Origin of the sequence: Massilia sp. UMI-21 (assembly GCA_015277795.1) — a bacterium.
GTDB lineage: Bacteria > Pseudomonadota > Gammaproteobacteria > Burkholderiales > Burkholderiaceae_D > Telluria.
The window spans coordinates 669,182-688,625 of sequence record CP063848.1 but is presented as its reverse complement, the minus strand read 5'-3'; the positions used below and the strand labels follow the sequence as shown (position 1 = coordinate 688,625).

The 19,444-nt window shown below is 66.0% G+C and carries 13 protein-coding genes; 5 read left to right on the top strand and 8 right to left on the bottom strand.

Annotated elements, in window-relative coordinates; all coding sequences use genetic code 11:
- Window position 1 precedes the first annotated feature (1 nt).
- The 4 genes from IM543_02950 to IM543_02935 all read right to left on the bottom strand — a co-directional run bounded on the left by IM543_02950 (window position 2) and on the right by IM543_02935 (window position 5,720).
- Window positions 2-481: a DUF3304 domain-containing protein gene (locus IM543_02950; protein QOY94873.1), complete on the bottom strand. Its 480-nt coding sequence runs from the start codon at window positions 479-481 to the stop codon at window positions 2-4.
- A 112-nt stretch (window positions 482-593) separates the two neighbouring features.
- Entirely contained in the window at window positions 594-1,460 is an 867-nt protein-coding gene (locus IM543_02945; protein QOY94872.1) for a DUF4123 domain-containing protein, read from the bottom strand.
- A gap of 9 nt (window positions 1,461-1,469) precedes the next feature.
- Window positions 1,470-4,319, bottom strand: a complete 2,850-nt coding sequence (locus IM543_02940; GenBank protein ID QOY94871.1) for a type VI secretion system tip protein VgrG — start codon at window positions 4,317-4,319, stop codon at window positions 1,470-1,472.
- Window positions 4,320-4,436: 117 nt separating this feature from the next.
- Entirely contained in the window at window positions 4,437-5,720 is a 1,284-nt protein-coding gene (locus IM543_02935; GenBank protein ID QOY94870.1) for an alpha/beta hydrolase, read from the bottom strand.
- Here IM543_02935 and IM543_02930 point away from each other — a divergent pair.
- From IM543_02930 to IM543_02910, 5 genes are all read left to right on the top strand, one after another.
- The gene (locus IM543_02930) at window positions 5,661-5,876 is read left to right on the top strand and encodes a hypothetical protein (GenBank protein ID QOY96841.1); all 216 of its coding nucleotides are present in this window, start codon (window positions 5,661-5,663) and stop codon (window positions 5,874-5,876) included. The genes IM543_02935 and IM543_02930 overlap by 60 nt on opposite strands.
- A gap of 140 nt (window positions 5,877-6,016) precedes the next feature.
- On the top strand, window positions 6,017-8,455 hold the full coding sequence (locus IM543_02925; GenBank protein ID QOY94869.1) for a TonB-dependent receptor: 2,439 nt from the start codon (window positions 6,017-6,019) through the stop codon (window positions 8,453-8,455).
- A gap of 144 nt (window positions 8,456-8,599) precedes the next feature.
- Window positions 8,600-9,538, top strand: coding sequence for a universal stress protein (locus IM543_02920; GenBank protein QOY94868.1), 939 nt, complete (start codon window positions 8,600-8,602; stop codon window positions 9,536-9,538).
- Window positions 9,539-9,577: 39 nt separating this feature from the next.
- Window positions 9,578-12,292, top strand: a complete 2,715-nt coding sequence (locus IM543_02915) for a cation-transporting P-type ATPase (protein ID QOY96501.1) — start codon at window positions 9,578-9,580, stop codon at window positions 12,290-12,292.
- Complete coding sequence (locus tag IM543_02910; GenBank protein ID QOY94867.1) at window positions 12,285-13,994, top strand: cation:proton antiporter; 1,710 nt, start codon at window positions 12,285-12,287, stop codon at window positions 13,992-13,994. The genes IM543_02915 and IM543_02910 overlap by 8 nt, the downstream gene beginning before the upstream one ends.
- 59 nt (window positions 13,995-14,053) lie before the next feature.
- Here the strand turns inward: IM543_02910 and IM543_02905 are convergent, their stop codons facing one another.
- Genes IM543_02905 through IM543_02890 form a run of 4 tightly spaced genes read right to left on the bottom strand, consistent with a single transcriptional unit; the run spans window position 14,054 to window position 19,443 of the window.
- Window positions 14,054-15,583: a hypothetical protein gene (locus tag IM543_02905; GenBank protein ID QOY94866.1), complete on the bottom strand. Its 1,530-nt coding sequence runs from the start codon at window positions 15,581-15,583 to the stop codon at window positions 14,054-14,056.
- Entirely contained in the window at window positions 15,580-17,559 is a 1,980-nt protein-coding gene (locus IM543_02900) for a hypothetical protein (GenBank protein ID QOY94865.1), read from the bottom strand. The genes IM543_02905 and IM543_02900 overlap by 4 nt, the downstream gene beginning before the upstream one ends.
- Window positions 17,543-18,535 (bottom strand): BatA domain-containing protein, encoded by a 993-nt coding sequence (locus IM543_02895; GenBank protein QOY96500.1) that lies wholly within the window; start codon window positions 18,533-18,535, stop codon window positions 17,543-17,545. Before IM543_02895 ends, IM543_02900 begins: the two co-directional genes overlap by 17 nt.
- Entirely contained in the window at window positions 18,535-19,443 is a 909-nt protein-coding gene (locus IM543_02890) for a DUF58 domain-containing protein (GenBank protein ID QOY94864.1), read from the bottom strand. The genes IM543_02895 and IM543_02890 overlap by 1 nt, the downstream gene beginning before the upstream one ends.
- Window position 19,444: the final 1 nt, after the last annotated feature.

The window sequence follows — 19,444 nt, the reverse complement described above, 5'->3', positions numbered from 1 at the left end:
GTTAATTTGGCCTGGGATATGGGTAATCAGGGTGGCCGATCGTTTTGCTAGTTACAAGCACTTTGACAGTATCGTCCGGGTAGAAGTGAACGGCAAAGATGCCGATATCTTTGTCGGTATATTTTGGAACCTCGACGGCACGTTGCTTGGATGGGCCAGGCACGCTCGCATCTTCGACCCATCGGACATTGACCATCATGCCAGAACGCCATTTTCTTGGTATGCTTATACAGCATACGAAAGCACCTCCTCCGCCGTTTGGGTAGATAGCATGGCCGCTGTATCCATCAACTGAAAAATCTGCAATTCCAATATCTTTAAAATTTATCCCAGACACTTCAATGCTGGCGTTGACTCTTTCCCCCAAGCATGCAGACAGTTGAGCTGCAAAAAACAATATAATTGCCCAAGATTTGCAGTTCGAGAATTTCCCTACCGAGAATGTACGAGAGAAAAGAACGGTTCGGAAAGGCAAGCTCATGGAAAATCCTTCAGCTTATCCCAAGCACAAGTCGACTCAAGCGCCCTGCATCGAAAAAGAAATCCACCGGAATTTTACGCCCGCAATCATTTTTTATCTCTTGTGCGACGTTCTACTCAAAAAAATCCACTAGGTGGTTGATTAGACTTCCTGATACCCATTCTGAACGCAAAAACATGTCGCCAAGCGTCGGATCCTGCAATTCCTTCCCGTCTTTTAAAAGGGCTAGATAAGCCAGCGCAACCAGATCGGGAAAGGCGGATACTTTATGTCTTTGGGCGAAAAGACACGCGTCGGCTACCTTCTGGTAGATCGCCGCCCGATTGAACTCGGGAAGTGCCTCAGGGTTGCCTTCTGCAATTGCGTCGAGAATCGCATCAGGCTCACTACTGGCGACAAGCTTTGCGAACTCGGCAGGCGACAGTTGAAACCTGCTTTGCAGCGACGCCCTGTTCGCGTTCAGCGGCAACGGACGTGGTTGGCCATCCCGGTCAATCACGATCCAGTTGGCAAGCAGGCAGGTCATCCCATCCCAGTATTCCCGCCGCAGGGAGTCCGGAAGCCCAACCAACACCCGCGTATCCGCAAACCGAAGAAGAAACTCTTGCCCTTCGTCCGTCGCCGCAGCGGCGAACAGCCGAAAGTTCTCATTGACAGCGGATGCCGACAAGGAGGTACCGATGAAGCTCAGCATCGGCCTCTCCTTCCGGTGCAGAACCAATGCGGTCAATTCACGCTGCAGTCGCTCTGCATCGTGGGCGGTGAGTACGATCAGGTAAGGTGATGCCGCGAGCAGGTCCGACATGCCGTCGTGGTCGTACAGCGCATGACGTTCGCCGGGCAAAGAGAGGCCGGCCCGGCCATGATCGAATGCTCCGTCAACCAAGGCGAGCCAGGTAAGATCTGGCTGCTCCCTGATTTTTTCTGCAAGTTCCCTGGTTACAGCTCTCGTCTTGCAAGGTTCAGATGCGAAATACATCAATCCCCCTTATTTGAGCGACAAGGCGCTGCCTGATTTCAACGCCTTCAGGAGGCACTCGATGCAAACTTCCCGGGGCAGGCGCGGAAGCAGGTAGTCCAGGCGCGCGGGACCGATCAAGCTCTTCTTTCCCGCGCGGACTGTCATTTTTCCCGGACACTGCACGGTGATATTCCCGCCTTCGATCGCGATACTGGCCCCCCCAGAAGTCGACAGACGGATACTCTTCGCGGCAGCCCAATCAATGTGAGAAGTGGCACTGATCACGTTCACTTCATCACGCGCCTGTACGGTAGCCGTGTCCCGAAGCGCCTGGAAATCGTTCGCATCTTTCGCAGCGATTAGCTGCAAGCCGGTGTTATTTTCGCCAGCCTTTGATGCACCGCTCAAGAAGCCAATCGTCTGGCCGGTGTGATTTCGAATAGCGCCGCCTGCGATGCATTGGCTGTCTTGGCCACTGAGCGTCGTTACTGCTTCTCCACTGGCCAGCTGCAAACTCAGACCAGCATCCCCGCCGAGCCCGGCCTGGGCGGAAATCCCAAGGATTGCGTCGCTCGCATGCGGCAGCTTTCCTTTGGCAATCCCGATATGTTTTTCCGCCGCATCGGAGCGCGCGGAATCGACAGTTTGGTCGCTGACCGTTTCCGATACTGTCGTCAGCAAAGCCTGAAGCAGCGGCGCGGATGGGTCGAGCGCACTGGCACCCTTCGCGTGCGTGCCAATGTGGGACGCGAAGGCTACTGTCTGATGTGTGGCGGCGGCGTTGCTGAAGGTCTCGCCGAGCGTGAGGGCTTGCTTGGCCATCGCGATACCCGCTGCGTTGTCGCCTGCCGCATCGCGATGGCTCGCCTGATGGTTGACCGTATAACTGGTGATGAGCAATCCGGCACCAGCACGGACGGCGCCGTAGCCATCCGTACGCAACTCGGCGCCCCGGCCGCGGAAACTGCCGCGGTAGTTATCGGCGGTATGGATCAGATGCCCCAGATTGAGTTGGCTGGCAAGGCGTGAGCTTGAGAGCTGAACGCGCCCTTGTCCATCGGTGTCATCGAACAGGAGCTGGTTGTATTTCGAACCACCGAATTCCTTGCTCCGGATGCCCCATTGGGCCGCGGCATTGCGATGGCCGGCACTGTCACCGGAAGCGCCGTGCCACACCGGGCTGTGGCCTCCGGCGCGATTGCCTTGTCCCGCAAACGCGTGGTCATTAGCCTTGGCAAACAGTAATGCGTCGCTCACGCCAACTGATCGCCCTCCAGGCGTTGGCGCAACGCCGCCTTCACCCTGCCCGTTGTACAGGGAGCCAACGATCACGGGGCGGTTGATATCCCCCTCGAGGAATTTCACCAGTACTTCGGTCCCGATGCGCGGCAGGAACTGGAAGCCAATTCCGTCGCCAGCGAATCGTTGCGCTACACGAACCCAGCAACTGGCCTTCTCTTCCTGCCAGTGGAAATGAATCCGCACGCGGCCGAGCCGGTCGCAATACAGCTCATTCGCCCCCGTCGGTTCCTCGCCGCCGTCGGCGCCGACCACGATGGCGGTTTGTGAGCCGGGCGCGGTCGGCCGGCTACTGCCGTCGCCGTCTCGCAATCGAGGCCGCCAGACCACCTTGGCTGGCAAGGCTTCGAAACAGTTTGCATAACCGGTTTCCCTGGCCTGCTCGACTACGAGTGCAAAATCCGCCGGCTCGCTGGTGCTAACGATATCCTCCAGCAGTTCGGGGATGGGACCGAACAGCTCAGCCAATGCGTGCTGTGCCGGCGGCGGCATATTGTTCACGCCTACGCTGAGCACGCGAAGCACCGTGAAAGGCGTGTCGCCGAGCTTCTTCAACGGGGTGTCGAGAACCGTCAGCCGCGTCCCGGCCCGCAGGGTGCGCAAGGTCGACCTGCCGCTCCACACCTGGCTGAGCGCCTCGCGTCTTTCCATCTGTAGATCCGCGGCGCGCCGCGCCTGGCGCGAGTTGGCGTAGGCATCCGGGCCGGGCGTGTCGCAGGATTCGAGAGGGGGCACCTTGCCGTTATGAAGGATGGACGGCGCGCTCGCCGCCACTACTCTCTTTGATTCGAAGTCATAACTGAGCACCATCGACACCGACGTTCCCAGTTTGTGCGTCGACCACAGGCTCTGTACAGTATCCTGGCGCTCGCATGCACCCGCACGGTGAAAACGAACTCCACCGTCGGCTTCGCTAGTAGCGTCCTCTGGACATGCTGACAGCCGGGTGCTGTCCGCAAACAGCACGACCCCAGGGCCATCCTCGCCTTGCTCGAAACGCCAGCCCAGGCCGGCTTCGGTCAACAGCCTTTGGAGGAAGTCCAGGTCGGATTCGCGGTATTGGCAGCAGTAGTCAAGCGGGCCGGCATCCTCCATGATGTACCGGGTCTCGACGCTCCAGCGCCACCGTGCCAGTGGCAGGTAAGCCGAGAATACCGCATCGACAATCTCGACAATGTTTTTGTCTTGCCATACCCGGCAGTTGCGTACCTTGCTCAAACGCCACAACCATGGCGACAGCCGTAAGCGATGGCGCGCCAGGCCGCCATCGCTGCCCAGCATCGCGATATCGGTGATTTCGCCCGCAAAAACGCTGAGGCCGCCGTTGGCAAGCCGCAGCTCCAGCCTGGACTGTTTGCCCAGCAGCGGCTCGAGCGGAACGTGAGCGTCAAGCGACAGCACAATGATGTCGCGCCATCCGATACCTTGCACCTCGTCGTTGGCGGCGAACGCCTCGACCAGCAGCTTGTCCGCGCCAAGGTGGGCAGTATCGTCTTCAAAACCGAGTCCGTACAGCCTGGTCTTGCTGGAAAACTCCACCAGTGCCGCAGTGATCTTGTCAGTCAGAGAGACGCTCATATACGCCTTAGCTCGAGTCCGGGAAGGCCATCAGACTGGACAGCTTACGAGCTTGCTTGGCGTCATTATTGCGGGCCGTCAACCTATGAAGCGGGTTGATCCTCCGCCTGGCGGGCTTCAGCGCGCCAGCGCCCCCTCGGCCTTGGCCAGGTTGGCGCGGTAGCCGGCCAGCACCTTGTCGCTCTTGCCCTGCCCTTTGGCCAGCGTGATCGCCTTCATGAACTGCAGCTTGGCCTCGAGCGGCTTGCCCGCCGCCAGCAGCACTTCGCCATAGCTGTCCTGAACATTGTCTGAAGTGCTGAACCTGGCGGCGTTCGCTTTCATCAAGCGTTCGGCGAGCTGGGGCTGCTTGCGCGGCCCGAGCAGCTCGTAGCCCAGACGATTGATCTCCGCTTCTCCCAAACCGCTTGCTTCCAGCGCCTGGGCCATGTGGGCATCGCTACCGCCCTGCTCGACACTGCGCATCAACCCGGCCCGCGCTGCTTCGCGCACGCGCTTGATGCGCGCGCTTTCGGCTGCCGCGATCACGCCTTCGACCGCCGCGACGACCAGCTGCGGCTGCTCCTGGTGGATGTTGTGGCCGCTCTCGGCGGTCACGATGTGGCTGCCGTTGCTGAAGGTCCGGAAAAAGCGCTCGTGCAGCGTGCGCCAGACCTGCACCGCGGCCGGCGTCTCGAGGAAGAGCTGCGGCTGCTCGCGTTTCTGCACCGAGGTCAGGACCGCCACCGGCACGTCGGGCAGCGCGCCCGCGAAAGGCAGCTTGCCGCTGTCGAGCACCGCCTGCACGCTGCGCAGCTCGGCCTGGAATTTCGGCGGCACGAACTGCTCGGTGAGCCTGGTGTCCTGCTCGACCGCCGCGGCGTCGAGCTTGCGCAGCTCGACATTGAACCCTTCGTCGCTCGGGTCGACGAACACCATGCCGGCGACCTGCTCCGGATGGCGCACGGCATAGCTGCGGACCAGTAAGCCGCCATAGGAATGCCCGACCAGCACGAAAGGCGGCGTCAAGCGTGCCGCGGCGATCAGCTGTTCCAGCTCATTGGTGCGCGCCACGATGGTCGGCGCCTCCGGCCGCGGGTCGGACTTGCCATGTCCCGCGCGCGAATACGCCACCACCTTCGCCGATTTGGCCAGGGCCGGGGCCACGTTGCGCCACACGCCCAGGTCACGTCCGAAACCGGCTTCCAGGATCACGGTGTAGCGACCGGAGCCGAGCGTGGCCATCTGCACATGGTAGTCGCCGACCTTGACGGTGTCAGGGCCGGGCGTGGCCGCCTGGAGGGTACCGGACAATGCGAGCGCCAGCATGGCGGCGGCGACATGGCTACGACAGGAAACGGGATGCTGCAATGCACTCTCCTCGACATGGTGGGGTTCCTGGCACGGAACCAGCCCAGGCATTGTAGGCAGCTTGAGGCCGAAAAGTTCAGCCTGCCGAATATTACCCAATCCGGATATCACGCCAGTCCGACCAATATTCACATCGGCGACGTGATCCCGGTCGACTTCAGCGCTCTACATGGCATCTCCATGCTGGATACCCCCCTCGTTTTGTGAATACGACAAATTACGTAAAAGTGTTGTGTATTGCACAGTTCACACTTGTACTTACAGAAAGATTTGTTCAGAATCAATTCGCTGTGGTTATAGGAGACCTAGTTTTTGTGATTGCGTAATTAACTCAACAAGGGGACAAGATGAATCAACCGAAGAAGCGGGTATTGCTGGCGACCGCACTGGTATCGGCCATGGCATCGGCGTTCGCGCAGGAAGCCGCGAACAGCCAGAGCGGGCAGGCCAGCGCGCCGTCCACGGTCGTCGTGCTGGGTTCGCGCACCCAGGCCAAGACCGCGCTCGACACCGCCGTGCCGGTCGGCCTGATCAGTGCCAAGGACCTGCAGTCGGCCGGCTCGCTCGAACTCGGCAAGGTGCTGCAGGACCTCGACCCGTCCTTCAACTTCACCACGACCTTCATCAGCGACGGCACCGACATCATCCGCCCCGCCACCCTGCGCGGCCTCGGCCCCGACCAGCTGCTGGTGCTGGTCAACGGCAAGCGCCGCCACCAGCAGGCGCTGGTCAACGTGCAGCAGACCATCGGCCGCGGCTCGGCCGGCACCGACATCAATGCGATTCCGCTGTCCGCGATCCAGTCGATCGAGGTGCTGCGCGACGGCGCCGCCGCGCAGTACGGCTCGGACGCGATCGCCGGCGTGATCAACATCGTGCTCAAGAAGGGCGTCACCGATACCCAGCTCAGCGCCAGCGCCGGCACCACCAGCGAAGGCGACGGCGACACCTATGCCGCCAGCGCCCACAAGGGCATCGCCCTGGGCCAGGACGGCGGCTACCTGAACCTGTCGCTTGAAGGCCGGCGCCGCAACGAAACCAATCGCGCCGGCGTCGACCAGCTGCGCGTGGATCCGCCGCGCGTGACCCAGCGCATCGGCGACAGCCTGGCCAAGGACGGCTACCTGTGGATGAACGCGGCGCTGCCGGTCGGCGGCGGCGAACTGTACGCCTTTGGCGGCGCCTCCAGGCGCACCGGCGACGCCGCCGGCTTCTTCCGCTCCGCGGGCGACGCGCGCAACGTGCCGGCGGTGTACCCGAACGGCTTCCTGCCGAACATCCTCACCACGGTCAAGGATGCCTCGCTGGCGGTCGGCTACAAGCACGACCTGTCGAACGACTGGAGCGTGGACCTGAGCCTCAACCACGGCCGCAGCGAACTCGGTTTCCACGAGCGCAACTCGATCAACGTCAGCTACTACTACGAGACCGGCAGTTCGCCGCTCGAAGCCGATACCGGCAAGCTGAAGTTCGACCAGACCACCCTCAACCTCGACTTCAAAGGATCGGTGGACTTCGCCGGCGCCCCGCTCTACATCGGTACCGGCTTCGAGTGGCGCCAGGACAACTACCAGATCGTCGCGGGCGACCCGGTGTCCTACCAGTACGGGCGCAGCAACAACCCGGCCATCGTCATCCGCGACCAGTCGGGCGGCATCGCGGCTTCCGGCATCCAGGGCTTCCCGGGCTACACCCCGGGCACCGAAGTGGACGACGGCCGCCACAACACCGCCTATTACCTCGACCTCGAACGCAAGCTCGGCGACCTGCTCTCGTTGGGGGCGGCCCTGCGCCACGAGCGCTACTCGGACTTCGGCAACACCACCATCGGCAAGCTGAGCGTGCGCTACGACCCGTCGCGCCTGATCGGCCTGCGCGCCAGCGCCTCGACCGGTTTCCGCGCCCCGGGGGTGCAGCAGAAGTTCTACAGCTCGGTGTCGACCAACCTGAACGCCGCCGGCGTGCTGACCGAAACCCTGACCGCGCGCGAGAACAGCGCCGTGACCCGCGCCTTCGGCATCGCACCGCTGCAGGAAGAAACCTCGAAGAGCGCCAGCGTCGGCATGATCCTGCGCCCGACCCAGAACTTCTCGGTCACGGCCGACCTGTACCGCACCAACATCGATGACCGCATCGTGTTCTCGTCGAATATCGCGCCCGAATCGGGCGCCTGCACGACCGCAGCCGCCTGCCCGATCAAGGCCATCCTCGATCCGCTGCGCGTCGGCCAGGCGCAGTTCTTCACCAATGCGATCGACACCTCGACCACCGGCTTCGACCTGGTGGCCCAGCACACCACCCGCGGCCAAGGCTCGACCCTGGTGCTGTCCGGCCAGCTCGGCTTCAACCGCACCAAGGTGAAGGACCGCCGTTCGCAGTCGCCAGTGCTCTCCGGCGAGCAGCTGTTCGACGACACGCAAGTGACCCTGATCGAAAAGGGCCAGCCGCGCCAGCACCACGTGGTGGCGGCCGACTATACCGTCGGCCAGTGGAACGCGACGGCGCGCGCCAACTACTTCGGCGAAGTGGAAGGCCAAGGCTTCACCCCGGGCTTCATCCAGACCTGGTCGGCGAAGTGGATCCTCGACCTGACCGGCCGCTACAACTTCAGCAAGAAACTGAGCCTGACGGCGGGCGTCAACAACGTGTTCGACACCTACCCGACCAAGTGGGATCCGGTCAGGGCGGCGCCATTCCCGCAGCTGGGCTTTACCTACTGCTGGGAGACCTGCCCGTTCGGCATCAACGGCCGGTCGATGTACGCGAAGCTGGATTACGCCTTCTAGGAACCTGTCCAAGCAGGAAGGAGCAAGGACTCAACTGGGAGAGGTGCTACGCGCATGCCTGCCACCCGCGCAGGTTTGCTGTCATAATTGGCAGGACGGCTTTCAAGCACTTTCACGCAACTCTGGCCCAAGAGGAAAGTAGCCATGCAAACATTTGATCGCATTTTGTTTGTCAGCCGCGGCCTCACCCAGGACGTCGACGCCTTGCAGCAGGCGCTCAGTCTTGCCCGCCTCTACCACGCAGACCTGCACGCCCTGCTCGCCTGCCCCGACTTTCCCGACGATCTGGCGAAATACAAGGACGGCTACACGCGCTGGCTGTCCCAGCAACTGGAAGGCGCCATCCAGGTGGCGCGCGAAAGGAGCGGGGTCGGAGAACAGGAGGTGCCGGTTCCGGTGGCGGTCGAATGCGGCGATGCTCCCGCCGTGCGCATCATCCGCCAGGTGCTGAGGAATGCGCACGATCTCGTGGTCAAGGAAGCGGAGAAGAAAGAAGATGGCAAGGGATTCGCGGCGGTCGACATGGAACTGCTGCGCAAGTGTCCTTGTCCAGTCTGGCTGGGCCGCCCGCTCGGCAAGCCCTGGAGCGAAGCCAAGGTAGGCGTTGCGATCGATCCGCAGAGCCCCGAACCGGAAGGACAGGCGCTGTCGCTGCGCCTGCTGCAACTGGCCCGCTCGCTGGCCGATACCTGCAAGGCGGAATTGACGGTTATTTCCTGTTGGGATTATCCGGCGGAAGAGTATCTGCGCGGCAGCCCGTGGGTCAACATACCAGAGGAAGAACTGCTCGAAGCCGTGCTCGGCGTACAGCACCGGCACCGGCGCGCCCTGGACCGGGCCATCCGGAAGTCCGGCATCGGCGCAAGCATCCAGGTGCAGCATGTGCGCGGCCGCCCCGAGCAGCGCATTCCCCAACTGACGAAAGAACGCAATATCGACCTCCTGGTCATGGGCAGCCTGGGGCGGACCGGCATTCCCGGCTTCGTGATCGGCAACACCGCGGAGAACGTGGTCCAGGGGCTCGCATGCTCGCTGCTAGCACTCAAGCCGGACGGTTTCATCTCTCCGGTCAAGGCCTGCTGATCGCGGAGCGCCACGGTGAACGCCGACTTGCCGGACAAACTGGAGGGCGCATGGCACAGCCTGGCGGCGGCGGATGCGCTTGCCCGCGTGCACAGCTCGGCCACGGGTCTGGACGGGGAAGAAGCGCGCGCGCGACTGGCGCGCCACGGTCCCAACCGTCTCCCGGAGGCCCCGCAGCGCAGTGCCTTCATGCGCTTCCTGCTGCAGTTTCACAACATCCTGATCTACGTGCTGCTCGCCTGCGCCGCCGTCACGGCGGCGCTTGCCCACTGGGTCGATACCGGCGTGATCCTGGCGGTCGTCGTCGCCAACGCCGTCATCGGCCATATCCAGGAAGGCAAGGCGGAACAGGCGATGAACGCCATCCGCCACATGCTGGCGCCCCAGGCCAACGTGATCCGTGGGGGCGAGCGCATGCGCATCGACGGCGAGCAGTTGGTGCCGGGCGACATCGTGCTGCTGGAAGCCGGCGACAAGGTGCCCGCCGACCTGCGCCTGGTCGGCGCCCATGGCATGTCGATACAGGAGGCGATCCTGACCGGCGAGTCGGTGCCGGTCACCAAGGGCCTCAAGCCGGTCGCGCCTGAAGCGCCGCTCGGCGACCGTTCCTGCATGGCATTCTCCGGCACCCTGGTCGCCGGGGGCCAGGGCAAGGGCGTGGTGGTGGGTACCGGCGGCGACACCGAGATCGGACGCATCAGCGGGCTGCTGGCGCGGGTGGAAACCCTGAGCACGCCGCTGGTGAGCCAGATGGACATCTTCGCGCGCTGGCTGACCATCCTGATCCTGCTGGTCGCGGGGCTGCTGCTGGCCTACGGCTATTTCGTGGGCGCGCAGGACTTCGGCACCATGTTCATGGCCGTGGTCGGGCTGTCCGTCGCCGCCATTCCCGAAGGCTTGCCCGCCGTGCTGACGATCACGCTGGCGCTGGGCGTGCAGGCCATGGCGCGGCGCCACGCCATCGTGCGGCGCCTGCCGGCGATCGAGGCGATCGGCTCGGTGTCCGTCATCTGCACCGACAAGACCGGCACGCTCACCCGCAACGAAATGATGGTGGCCTCGCTGCTCACGCATCGGCACGGCTTCGTGCTGGACGGCACCGGCTATGAGCCGAAGGGCGTGCTCACGCTGGACGACGCGCCGATCGCACCGGCCGAGCACGCGGTGCTGGCGGAAATCGCGCGTGCGGCCATCCTGTGCAACGATGCGGCGCTGCACGAAACCGGAGGGCGGTGGTGCGTGGAAGGCGATCCGATGGAAGGGGCGCTGCTGGCCTTCGCGGGCAAGATGGACCTGGACGCGCATCGCGAGCGCGCCGCCTGGACACGCACCGATACCATTCCCTTCGATGCCCGGCACCGCTTCATGGCAACGCTGAACCATGACCACGAGCGGCATGCTTTCGTGTTCGTGAAAGGCGCGCCGGAGCGCATCCTGTCGATGTGCCGGTGCCAGCGCGGCGGTGGCGGCCTGGGCGCCACCGAGCCGCTCGACGCGGCCTACTGGAACAGGCAGGCGGAACGCGTGGCGGCGCGCGGCCAGCGCGTGCTGGCCTTCGCCGCGAAGCCGCTCCGGCCCGAGCACACCGTGCTGGAACATGCGGACGTGGAAGGGTCGCTGGTCCTGCTCGGCATGGTCGGCATGATCGATCCGCCCCGCGCGGAAGCGGTGGCCGCGGTGGCCGAATGCCATGGGGCGGGCATCCGCGTCAAGATGATCACCGGCGACCACGCCACCACCGCCGCGGCGATCGGCAGGCAGATCGGGCTGCGCAACCCGGACACGGTCCTGACCGGCGCCGACCTCGACGGCATGGACGAGGCGCGTTTCCGCCAGGCGGTGCTCGACTGCGACATCTTCGCCCGCACCAGCCCCGAACACAAGCTGCGCCTCGTGATGGCGCTGCAGGCGCACGGGCTGGCGGTGGCCATGACCGGCGACGGCGTCAACGACGCGCCGGCGCTCAAGCGCGCCGATGCGGGCATCGCCATGGGACAGAAGGGCAGCGAAGCCGCCAAGGAAGCGGCCGAACTGGTGCTGGCCGACGATAATTTCGCCTCCATCGCCGCCGCCGTGCGCGAAGGCCGCACGGTGTACGACAACATCAAGAAAGTGATCAGCTGGACCCTGCCCACCAACGCAGGCGAAGCCATGACCATCATCGTCGCCCTGCTGTTCGGCATGACCCTGCCCATCACGCCGGTACAGATCCTGTGGATCAACCTGATCACCGCGATCACGCTGGGCATCGCGCTGGCCTTCGAGCCGACCGAGGAAAACACCATGCGCCGCCCCCCGCGCGCGCGCGACGAGCCCCTGCTGAACGGACACCTGGTATGGCATATCGTGCTGGTGTCGGGCCTGTTCCTGGCCGGGGTGTACGGCATTTTCTCCCTCGCCATCGCGCGCGGCTATCCGCTGGAACTGGCGCGCACCCTGGCGCTCAACACCCTGGTGGTGATGGAAATCTTCCATCTCTTCTTCATCCGCAACATCTACGGCACCTCGCTCACCTGGAAAGCCGTGCGCGGCACCCGGGTGATCTGGACCGTGGTCGCCGTGATCACCGTGGCGCAGATCGCCATCACCTACCTGGCGCCGCTGCAGCGGGTGTTCGGCACGGCCGCCATTCCTTTCGCGGATGGGCTGCTGGTGATCGGCATCGGCGCCGCCCTGTTCGCCATCATCGAAACCGAAAAGCAGCTCCGCCTGCGCCTCGCGGCGAGCAGGCGAGCCATGCAAGACCATGCCTGATCTCGGATTCCTGCAGGCCACGCCGTTCTACGAGTTGACGGCGCTGCTCGCCCTGGCCGCGCTGGTCGGCTACCTGGGCCTGTTGCTGCACCAGCCCATGATCGTGTGCTACATCGCCACCGGCATCCTGGCCGGGCAGTCGGTGCTGGGGATCGTGCATTCGACCGACAGGATCGCGACGCTGGCGGAACTCGGTGTCGTGGTGTTGCTGTTCCTGGTCGGGCTCAAGCTCGACCTGCACCTGGTGCGCACGCTTGGCCGGGTAGCGCTGGCCACGGGGCTCGGCCAGGTAGTCTTCACCTCCGGCCTCGGCTTCCTGATCTGCCTGGCGCTCGGCCTGGACACGGTGACTGCGCTGTACATCGCCGTCGCGCTCACCTTTTCGAGCACCATCATCATCGTCAAGCTGCTGTCCGACAAAAGAGAGGTGGACTCGCTCCATGGCCGCATCGCCATCGGTTTCCTGATCGTCCAGGACCTGGTGGTGGTGCTGGCCATGATGGCGCTCTCCGCCTTCGGCATCGGCAGCACGGGCGGCGGCGGCGAAGACAGCGCCTGGCTGCGGATCGGCCAGGTACTGGCGGCCGGCATCGCCATGCTCGGCCTGGCCGGCCTGTTCATCCGTTACCTGGCGACGCCGCTGGTCGGCCGCATCGCACATTCGCCCGAGCTCTTGATCACCTTCGCGCTGGGCTGGGCGGCCTTGCTGGCCGCGCTCGGCGACCATCTCGGCTTCGGCAAGGAGCTGGGCGGGCTGCTGGCCGGGATCTCGCTGGCCTCGACGCCCTACCGCGAAGCGATCGTGGCGCGGCTGTCGTCCTTGCGCGACTTTTTGCTGCTGTTCTTCTTCATCGCGCTGGGCGCCCAGCTCGAGCTCGGACTGCTGGGCGCGCAAGTCCCGTCGGCGCTGCTGCTGTCCCTGTTCGTGCTGGTGGGGAATCCGCTCATCGTGCTGGCGATCATGGGCGCCATGGGCTACCGCAAGCGCACCGGTTTCCTGGCAGGTCTCACCGTGGCGCAGATCAGCGAGTTCTCGCTCATCTTCATGGCAATGGGCATGACGCTTGGCCATGTGGACGCTGAAGCGCTTGGCCTGGTGACCCTGGTCGGCCTGGTCACGATCGCGCTGTCGGTCTACATGATCACCTGGTCGCACACGCTGTACCGCTGGCTGGAGCCTTTCCTGGACCCGTTCGAACGCAGCGTGCCGGCACGCGAGCCGGCCCAGGGGACAGCGGCGGCGCTGCAGGCGTCCGGCGGACAACATGCAGGCTACGATGTCATCCTGTTCGGCATCGGACGCTACGGCTCGGCCATCGCGCGGCGCCTGCGCCAGGACGGGGTCAGGCTGCTGGCCGTGGATTTCAACCCCGAGGAACTGCGCCGCTGGCGCGCCGCCGGATACGACACGGTCTACGTCGACGCCTGCGACGAAGAAGCGGTGGCCTCGCTGCCGCTCGGGGCGGCAGCCTGGGTGGTGTCCGCCATGCCGCAACACGAACTGGGACTCACCCACGAAGACCCGCGCCTGGTCTTGATGAACGCGCTGAAACGCCAGAACTATACGGGGAAGCTCGCCGTCTCCACCCAGCGGGAGCAGGAAGCCGAACTGCTGAAGTCGAAAGGCGCGGACCTGGTCTTCCTTCCCTTCCAGGATGCGGCGGAGCGCGCGGTCGAAAGAATGCGCGAGGCCGGCCTGTAGCAGCCCTCATTGCGGCCCTGCTTTGCCCTCTGCAGTAGCCGCGGCGGCGGCTGCCCGCGTCAGCGGCGCTCGCGCCACCACAGCAGCAGCATCGCCAGGCTGAACGCAAGCGCGAAGGGCCAGGCCGGGAAGGCGCGCGCAGCGCCCTCCAGCGCCTTTGCCGGCGTGCGGGCGGCATAGCGCGCGGTCGCATCGCGGCGCTGCGCGGCCTGCCACTGCGGCCAGTCGCCCGGCGCATAGACGTACACGGCGTGCGCGCCCGCCCTGGCATCCTTTACAAGCAGCCAGCCCGACTTCTCCGGCCACACCGCCACGCAAGCGGCATCGGTGCGCGGCGACCAGGCGCGCGTCAGCTTCAGCTCGGGGAAGGCCACCTCGCCTTTCACGCCGCGCGCGCACAATTCCATGCGTTGGCCCGGCAGCGGCAGTTCTTCCGGCTCCAGCCACTCCACCTCGCCAGCTAGCTCCACGCCGACGCGATCCAGCACGCCCTGCCACCACAAGGCCAGCGCCTGCGGTTCGGCAATCGCATGGCGGTGCCATTCGCTGGCGCCCAGCCAGGCAATACGGCCCTGTTTCCAGCTGCGCGTCCACACCATGTTGTCCGCGCCGCGCCATTCGCCGGCTTCGCGTGCGGCAGGGTTGAACGGCGCAACTGGCAGTTCCAACGGCGACTCGATCTTCTTGCCGGAAGGCTGCGCCCGCAGAGGCAAGCCGAGTGTGCGCGACCAGACCGCCGGGTCGTTGGCATTCGCGCCCAGCACCAGGAGCGGCAGGCCGCCGGCCACGCGGCCCAGCAGGGCGGAACGCTGGGCGCTGCTCGAACGCTCGAACCAGGCCGCGTCGATCACCAGCAGGTTCGGGGCCTTCATTTCTTCCTTCGGCAACTCGGTGCGCGTGACGGCGCGGCCCAGCAGCACCTGCCAGTCGAGCAGCGCGCCGCTGCCGGCCAGCAATTCGTTCAGGGTGCGCAGGTCGAACGAGGGCGCGCCGAAGCGGCCCTCCACCTGCAGGATGCTGGGCGCGTGTACGGTGAGCGGCACCGGACCCTCGGCAATGGTCTTGCCGGCAGCATCCAGCAGGCGCGCCTTGAGCACGAGCCGCTCGGCCAGCGGCGGCGTCCAGGCGACCGCCAGCTCGCCGGCGCCGCGCGTTTCCGCGATGACCTGGCCGTTCTCGGCCAGCAGTTGCAGGCGCGCCTCACGCTTCTCTTCGCGCTCGACGCGCAGCGTAAAGCTTCGTCCCAGGGCCAGCCGGCGCGGATGGTGCAGGCGCAGGGTGCCGCCTGCGGGGCGCTGCCACTGCAGCGGCAGCGCAGGCAGATCGTTCCACTGGGCGGCGCGCAGGCCGTCGCCCTCGAGCGCGAAGGCGCGCACCCCGTCCAGCATCGGCGCGGGTGCGGACGGGTCGAGCACGAGGGTCCGGCCAGCATCGCCGGGCAGGCGGATGCCCGCCGCGAACAAGCCAAGGGCGGCCGCGGCGACCAGCACCAGCAGCGCGTCGATCCATTGGCGGCGCCAGCCGTACAGGCCGGCGCTGGCGATGCCCGCGATGCCGATCGAGGCCAGCAACAGGTTCAGGTTCGTCATGGCTTGGCTCCCTCGCGCCATGCGCGTACGAAGGGCGTCTCCACCGTCGGCCGCGCCTGCAGCAGTACCTGCCCCTGCCCCGCTCCCTGGCGCAACCAGGCGCGCAGCACCGGGCGGCACGGCACGCAGCCGTCCGCCACGTCCTGGATCGCGGTCTGGGCCGACAGGCGCTGCTCATCGTCCTCCAGGTGCGTCCGTACCCAGTCGTGTGCGCTGCGGGTCCACAGGGCGGGCAAGGGACCGTCGCCCGACAGAGCCTGGACCAGCAGGCCGAGGTCTTCCGGCACGCGCTTTTCGGCGCCACCCTGCTCGCGGCGGTAACTGGCCGTACCGTCCATGTCGCCGCTCATGCGTTTTTCTTCCTTGATCGGCGGCGGCACGAAGGCGGTCTTGTGCAGGTAGATGCGTTCGGCCTGCTGCAGTTCCTTGATCGCTTCGAGCGCCTTGTGCTCGGGCGGCAGCGCCACCTTGGGCGTGATCGCACGCAGCGCCTTCTCGGCATCCCACATCGCCACCAGCGCGCGGCGCAGCACCTTCTTGGTTTTCTCGTCGTACAGCGTCGCGTTCTCGGCCTCGTCGTGGGCGTGGCCGTACTGGTGCAGGATGTCCTGCTTCGCTTCGGCGCCGCCATGGTCGTCGTGCTCGTCTTCGCCGTCCGTAAACAGCGAGGACTCCTCGCCCAGGAACTGGCCGTAGCGGCGCCGCAGTGCGCCCTGGTCGCTCGCGATCACCTGGCTGCGCTCGCGTGCCGTATCCGCGCTCATGTTGGTCGTGCGCATGTCCGCCACCAACTGCTCGGTATCGATGATGATCTGGCGCTGGCTGCGCAGGCTTTGCGGTTTGACCAGCATCGGCATCGCGGTACTCTCTTCTTCGGCCTCCTCGGGCGGCGCCGGCAGGCGCAGCGTATAGGTCGGCGACTGCACGGTATGCGGACGCGCCGCGTTGTCGGTGGCGCGCACGAAGAAGTACAGCTCGTCGCCCGGCTCCATGCCCAGGTCGGCAAGCGACCAGTTCTTCGACCAGTTGCGCTGCTTGCGGTCGGGCGATGCGGGCAGCGGCATCTCGCGGTCGGTAAAGCGGATGTTCTCGCCGCTGCCGCGCGCCAGCGTCATATGCAGGGTGGCACGGGTGATGGCGTAGTCGTCGCGCACTTGCACGCCCATCGCGGCGCTGGTGGCGGTTTCCGATAGTTCCTGCACCATCCGGGTCGGCGCGACGATCGTGATGTCGGGCGGCTGGTCGGGAGTGACCTTGATCGTGTAGCGCGTGCCGTGCCAGCGCCAGAACACCGATTCGGTAGCAAGCCAGCGCGCGCATTCCTTGCCCGGCTTGAGCAGCTGGCCGTTGCTGACCTCGATGGTTTCTTCGGCGGCAGCCGGATCTTTCAGGCACCAGGTGACGACGGTCTGCTCCGGCACCTGCAAATCCTTCGGCGCCGACGCGACCGGAGCAACGCCGGTATAGCCCGGCGGCGCAGTGCGCACGACCAGTTGCGCCGCAACCGGCGCCGCGATCGCTGCTGGCGCCCGGCCGGCAACAGCCGCCTTGCCCTGTGGCGCGGGAGCGCTGGCGAACCAGACCGCCGCTGCCGCCACCACGCTGCCCAGCAGCCAGGGCGCGCCGGCCTTCACGCGGCCGCGTGCAATCCGGCGCAGCTGCCGGCTGGAGACGGCGGCGTCGAGGCGCTCGAGGATGCGGCGGCGCTGCAACTGGGCGAGCGGCGTGGGTGCGTGCTCGAGCAGCGCGCTGCTGTCTTCCATCTCGGGCACGGCGCCGTCCAGCCAGGCGGTCCATTCGAAGGCGACGCGGCGGCGCAGGATGGCCCAGTCCCAGGCGCACCACATGGTCCAGGCGATCAGGCCCGGGGCCGAGCGGATGAGCAGCCACGGCAGCGCCCCGGCGATCCACAAGGGAAGCCGGCGCAGCTGGGCGGCCCGCCAGACGCGTCGGGTGATCTCAGCGCCGTCGTGCATGCGTCAGGATCCTTTCGAGTACGAACAATGCCGCCAATGCGGCCATCAACATGTCGCGCAGCGCGCCGCTCGGCGCGGGGGCACGCACGGACGCCGACGCCTCGAACACGCGCGAGGGCGCGGTGTAGACTGGAGGACCGGCGTGCAGGCGCTGCCAGTCGTCCAGCAGCGCACGCGCCGCGTCGACGGTCGTCGGCGGCCAGGCGGCCGAATGCCAGAGGCGGCCGCGCGGGCTGTCGGCGTAGGCCAGCTTATCCTGCAAGCCTTCCGCTTGCGCGGCCTTGGCCAGCTCCGGGAACAGCGCGGGATCGGTGACCAGCCACAGCGGCGCGCGCAGCGACGCCGGAGGCGCATCCTTGCGGTCCCACACGATCAGCGACGTCCTGGCGCCGGGCATCTCGTCGATGGCGATGCCCGCGGCGGCGAACACGCGGCGCCACTGCTCGGGGCGCTCGCTGACGACATGCACACGGCGTTCGCGGTTCTCCGGCTGGCGGGCCAGCGTGCGCAGTTCGATCTTGCGTCCGAATTCGGGCACTTGCGCCAGCATGGGCACGTCGCCCAGCACCAGAAGGCGCGCATCGGGGCGCCACTCGCGCTGGTGGGCACGCAGCCACGCTATCGTCCGGGCCGCGGGCATGGCGATCCGGTCGGCCTTGGCCAGTCCGGCCTGCGCCACCTGCGCATCGGCCCACTCCGGATCGGTGCCGGTCGCCACGATCACGGTATCGCCGCGCCGGGGCATGATCGGGTCGGCCAGCCAGGCAATCGCAGCGGCCAGCATCAGGCAGCGCACCAGCAGCAGGATGAGGTCGCGCCAGGACCATGCGCGTACCTGGCGCGGCTCGGCGCGCGGCAGGAAGCGGCTCGTCGCCAGCAGTTCGGCCTTGTGCTGCTCGCGCTTGCGCCGGTGCCACCAGATCGGCAGCAGCAGGATCGGCAGGGCCAACCACCAGAGCGCATTCGTGTACGACATCATGGGCGGCTCCCCGGACGGCGCAGCGGTGAGCGCAACAACAGGCGCAGGACCTCGCCCGGCGGCTGTTCGATGCGCGCGGACACGACCGGGATGTCGCGCTGGCGGCAGCTTGCCGTCACCGCCGCGAAGTGCTGCTCGCGATTGCGGCGGTAGCCTTCCTTCAGGTCGGCGCCGAAGCGGTAGACGCCCCCGGTTCTGGCCGGCTCCGGGTCGCGGTAAGCCGGCGCGGAGGAAAAGCTGGCATCGACCTCTGCCTGAGTCTGCAGGCACAGCACGCGCACGTCATGGCGCATGCCGCGCAGGCGCATCAATGCCTGCGACAGCGAAGACGGCCAGTCGAGCAGGTCGCTGGCCGCGAAAATGACGCTGGGGGACTGCGCGAAATGCAGGCCGGCGCGCAGGGTGTCGGCATCCGGCAATTCGCCCGCGGCCTGGACCCGGCTCAGTTGCAGCAGTACGCGCTGCAGCTGGCGCGGACCGCGCATGGCCGGCGTGAACTGGAGTTTGCCATCGTTCAGGACCAGCAGGCCGAAGGCGTCGCCCTGGCGCTGGGCGATGGCCGCCACGCAGCCGAGCAGGGTGCGGGCGTAAGAGAGCTTGTCGACGCCTTCCAGCTCGCGGCTGGGTTCGAGCATCGAGGCGCTGGCGTCCAGCACCAGCCAGACCGCCACGTGGCTGTCCCGTTCGGCCTCGCGTACAAAGTAGCGGTCGGCGCGCGCCAGCAGCTTCCAGTCGACGCGGCGCCATTCGTCCCCGGGCGCATAGGCCCGGTATTCCGAGAATTCGACGCCCGCACCGCGCTCGCGCCCGGCGTGGATGCCGTGGCCGAGCCCCGCCAGCACATGGCGGATCGCCAGGTCGAGCTTCTGCGTGTGCGCGATCAGCGCGGTGTTCGCCAGCGACAAG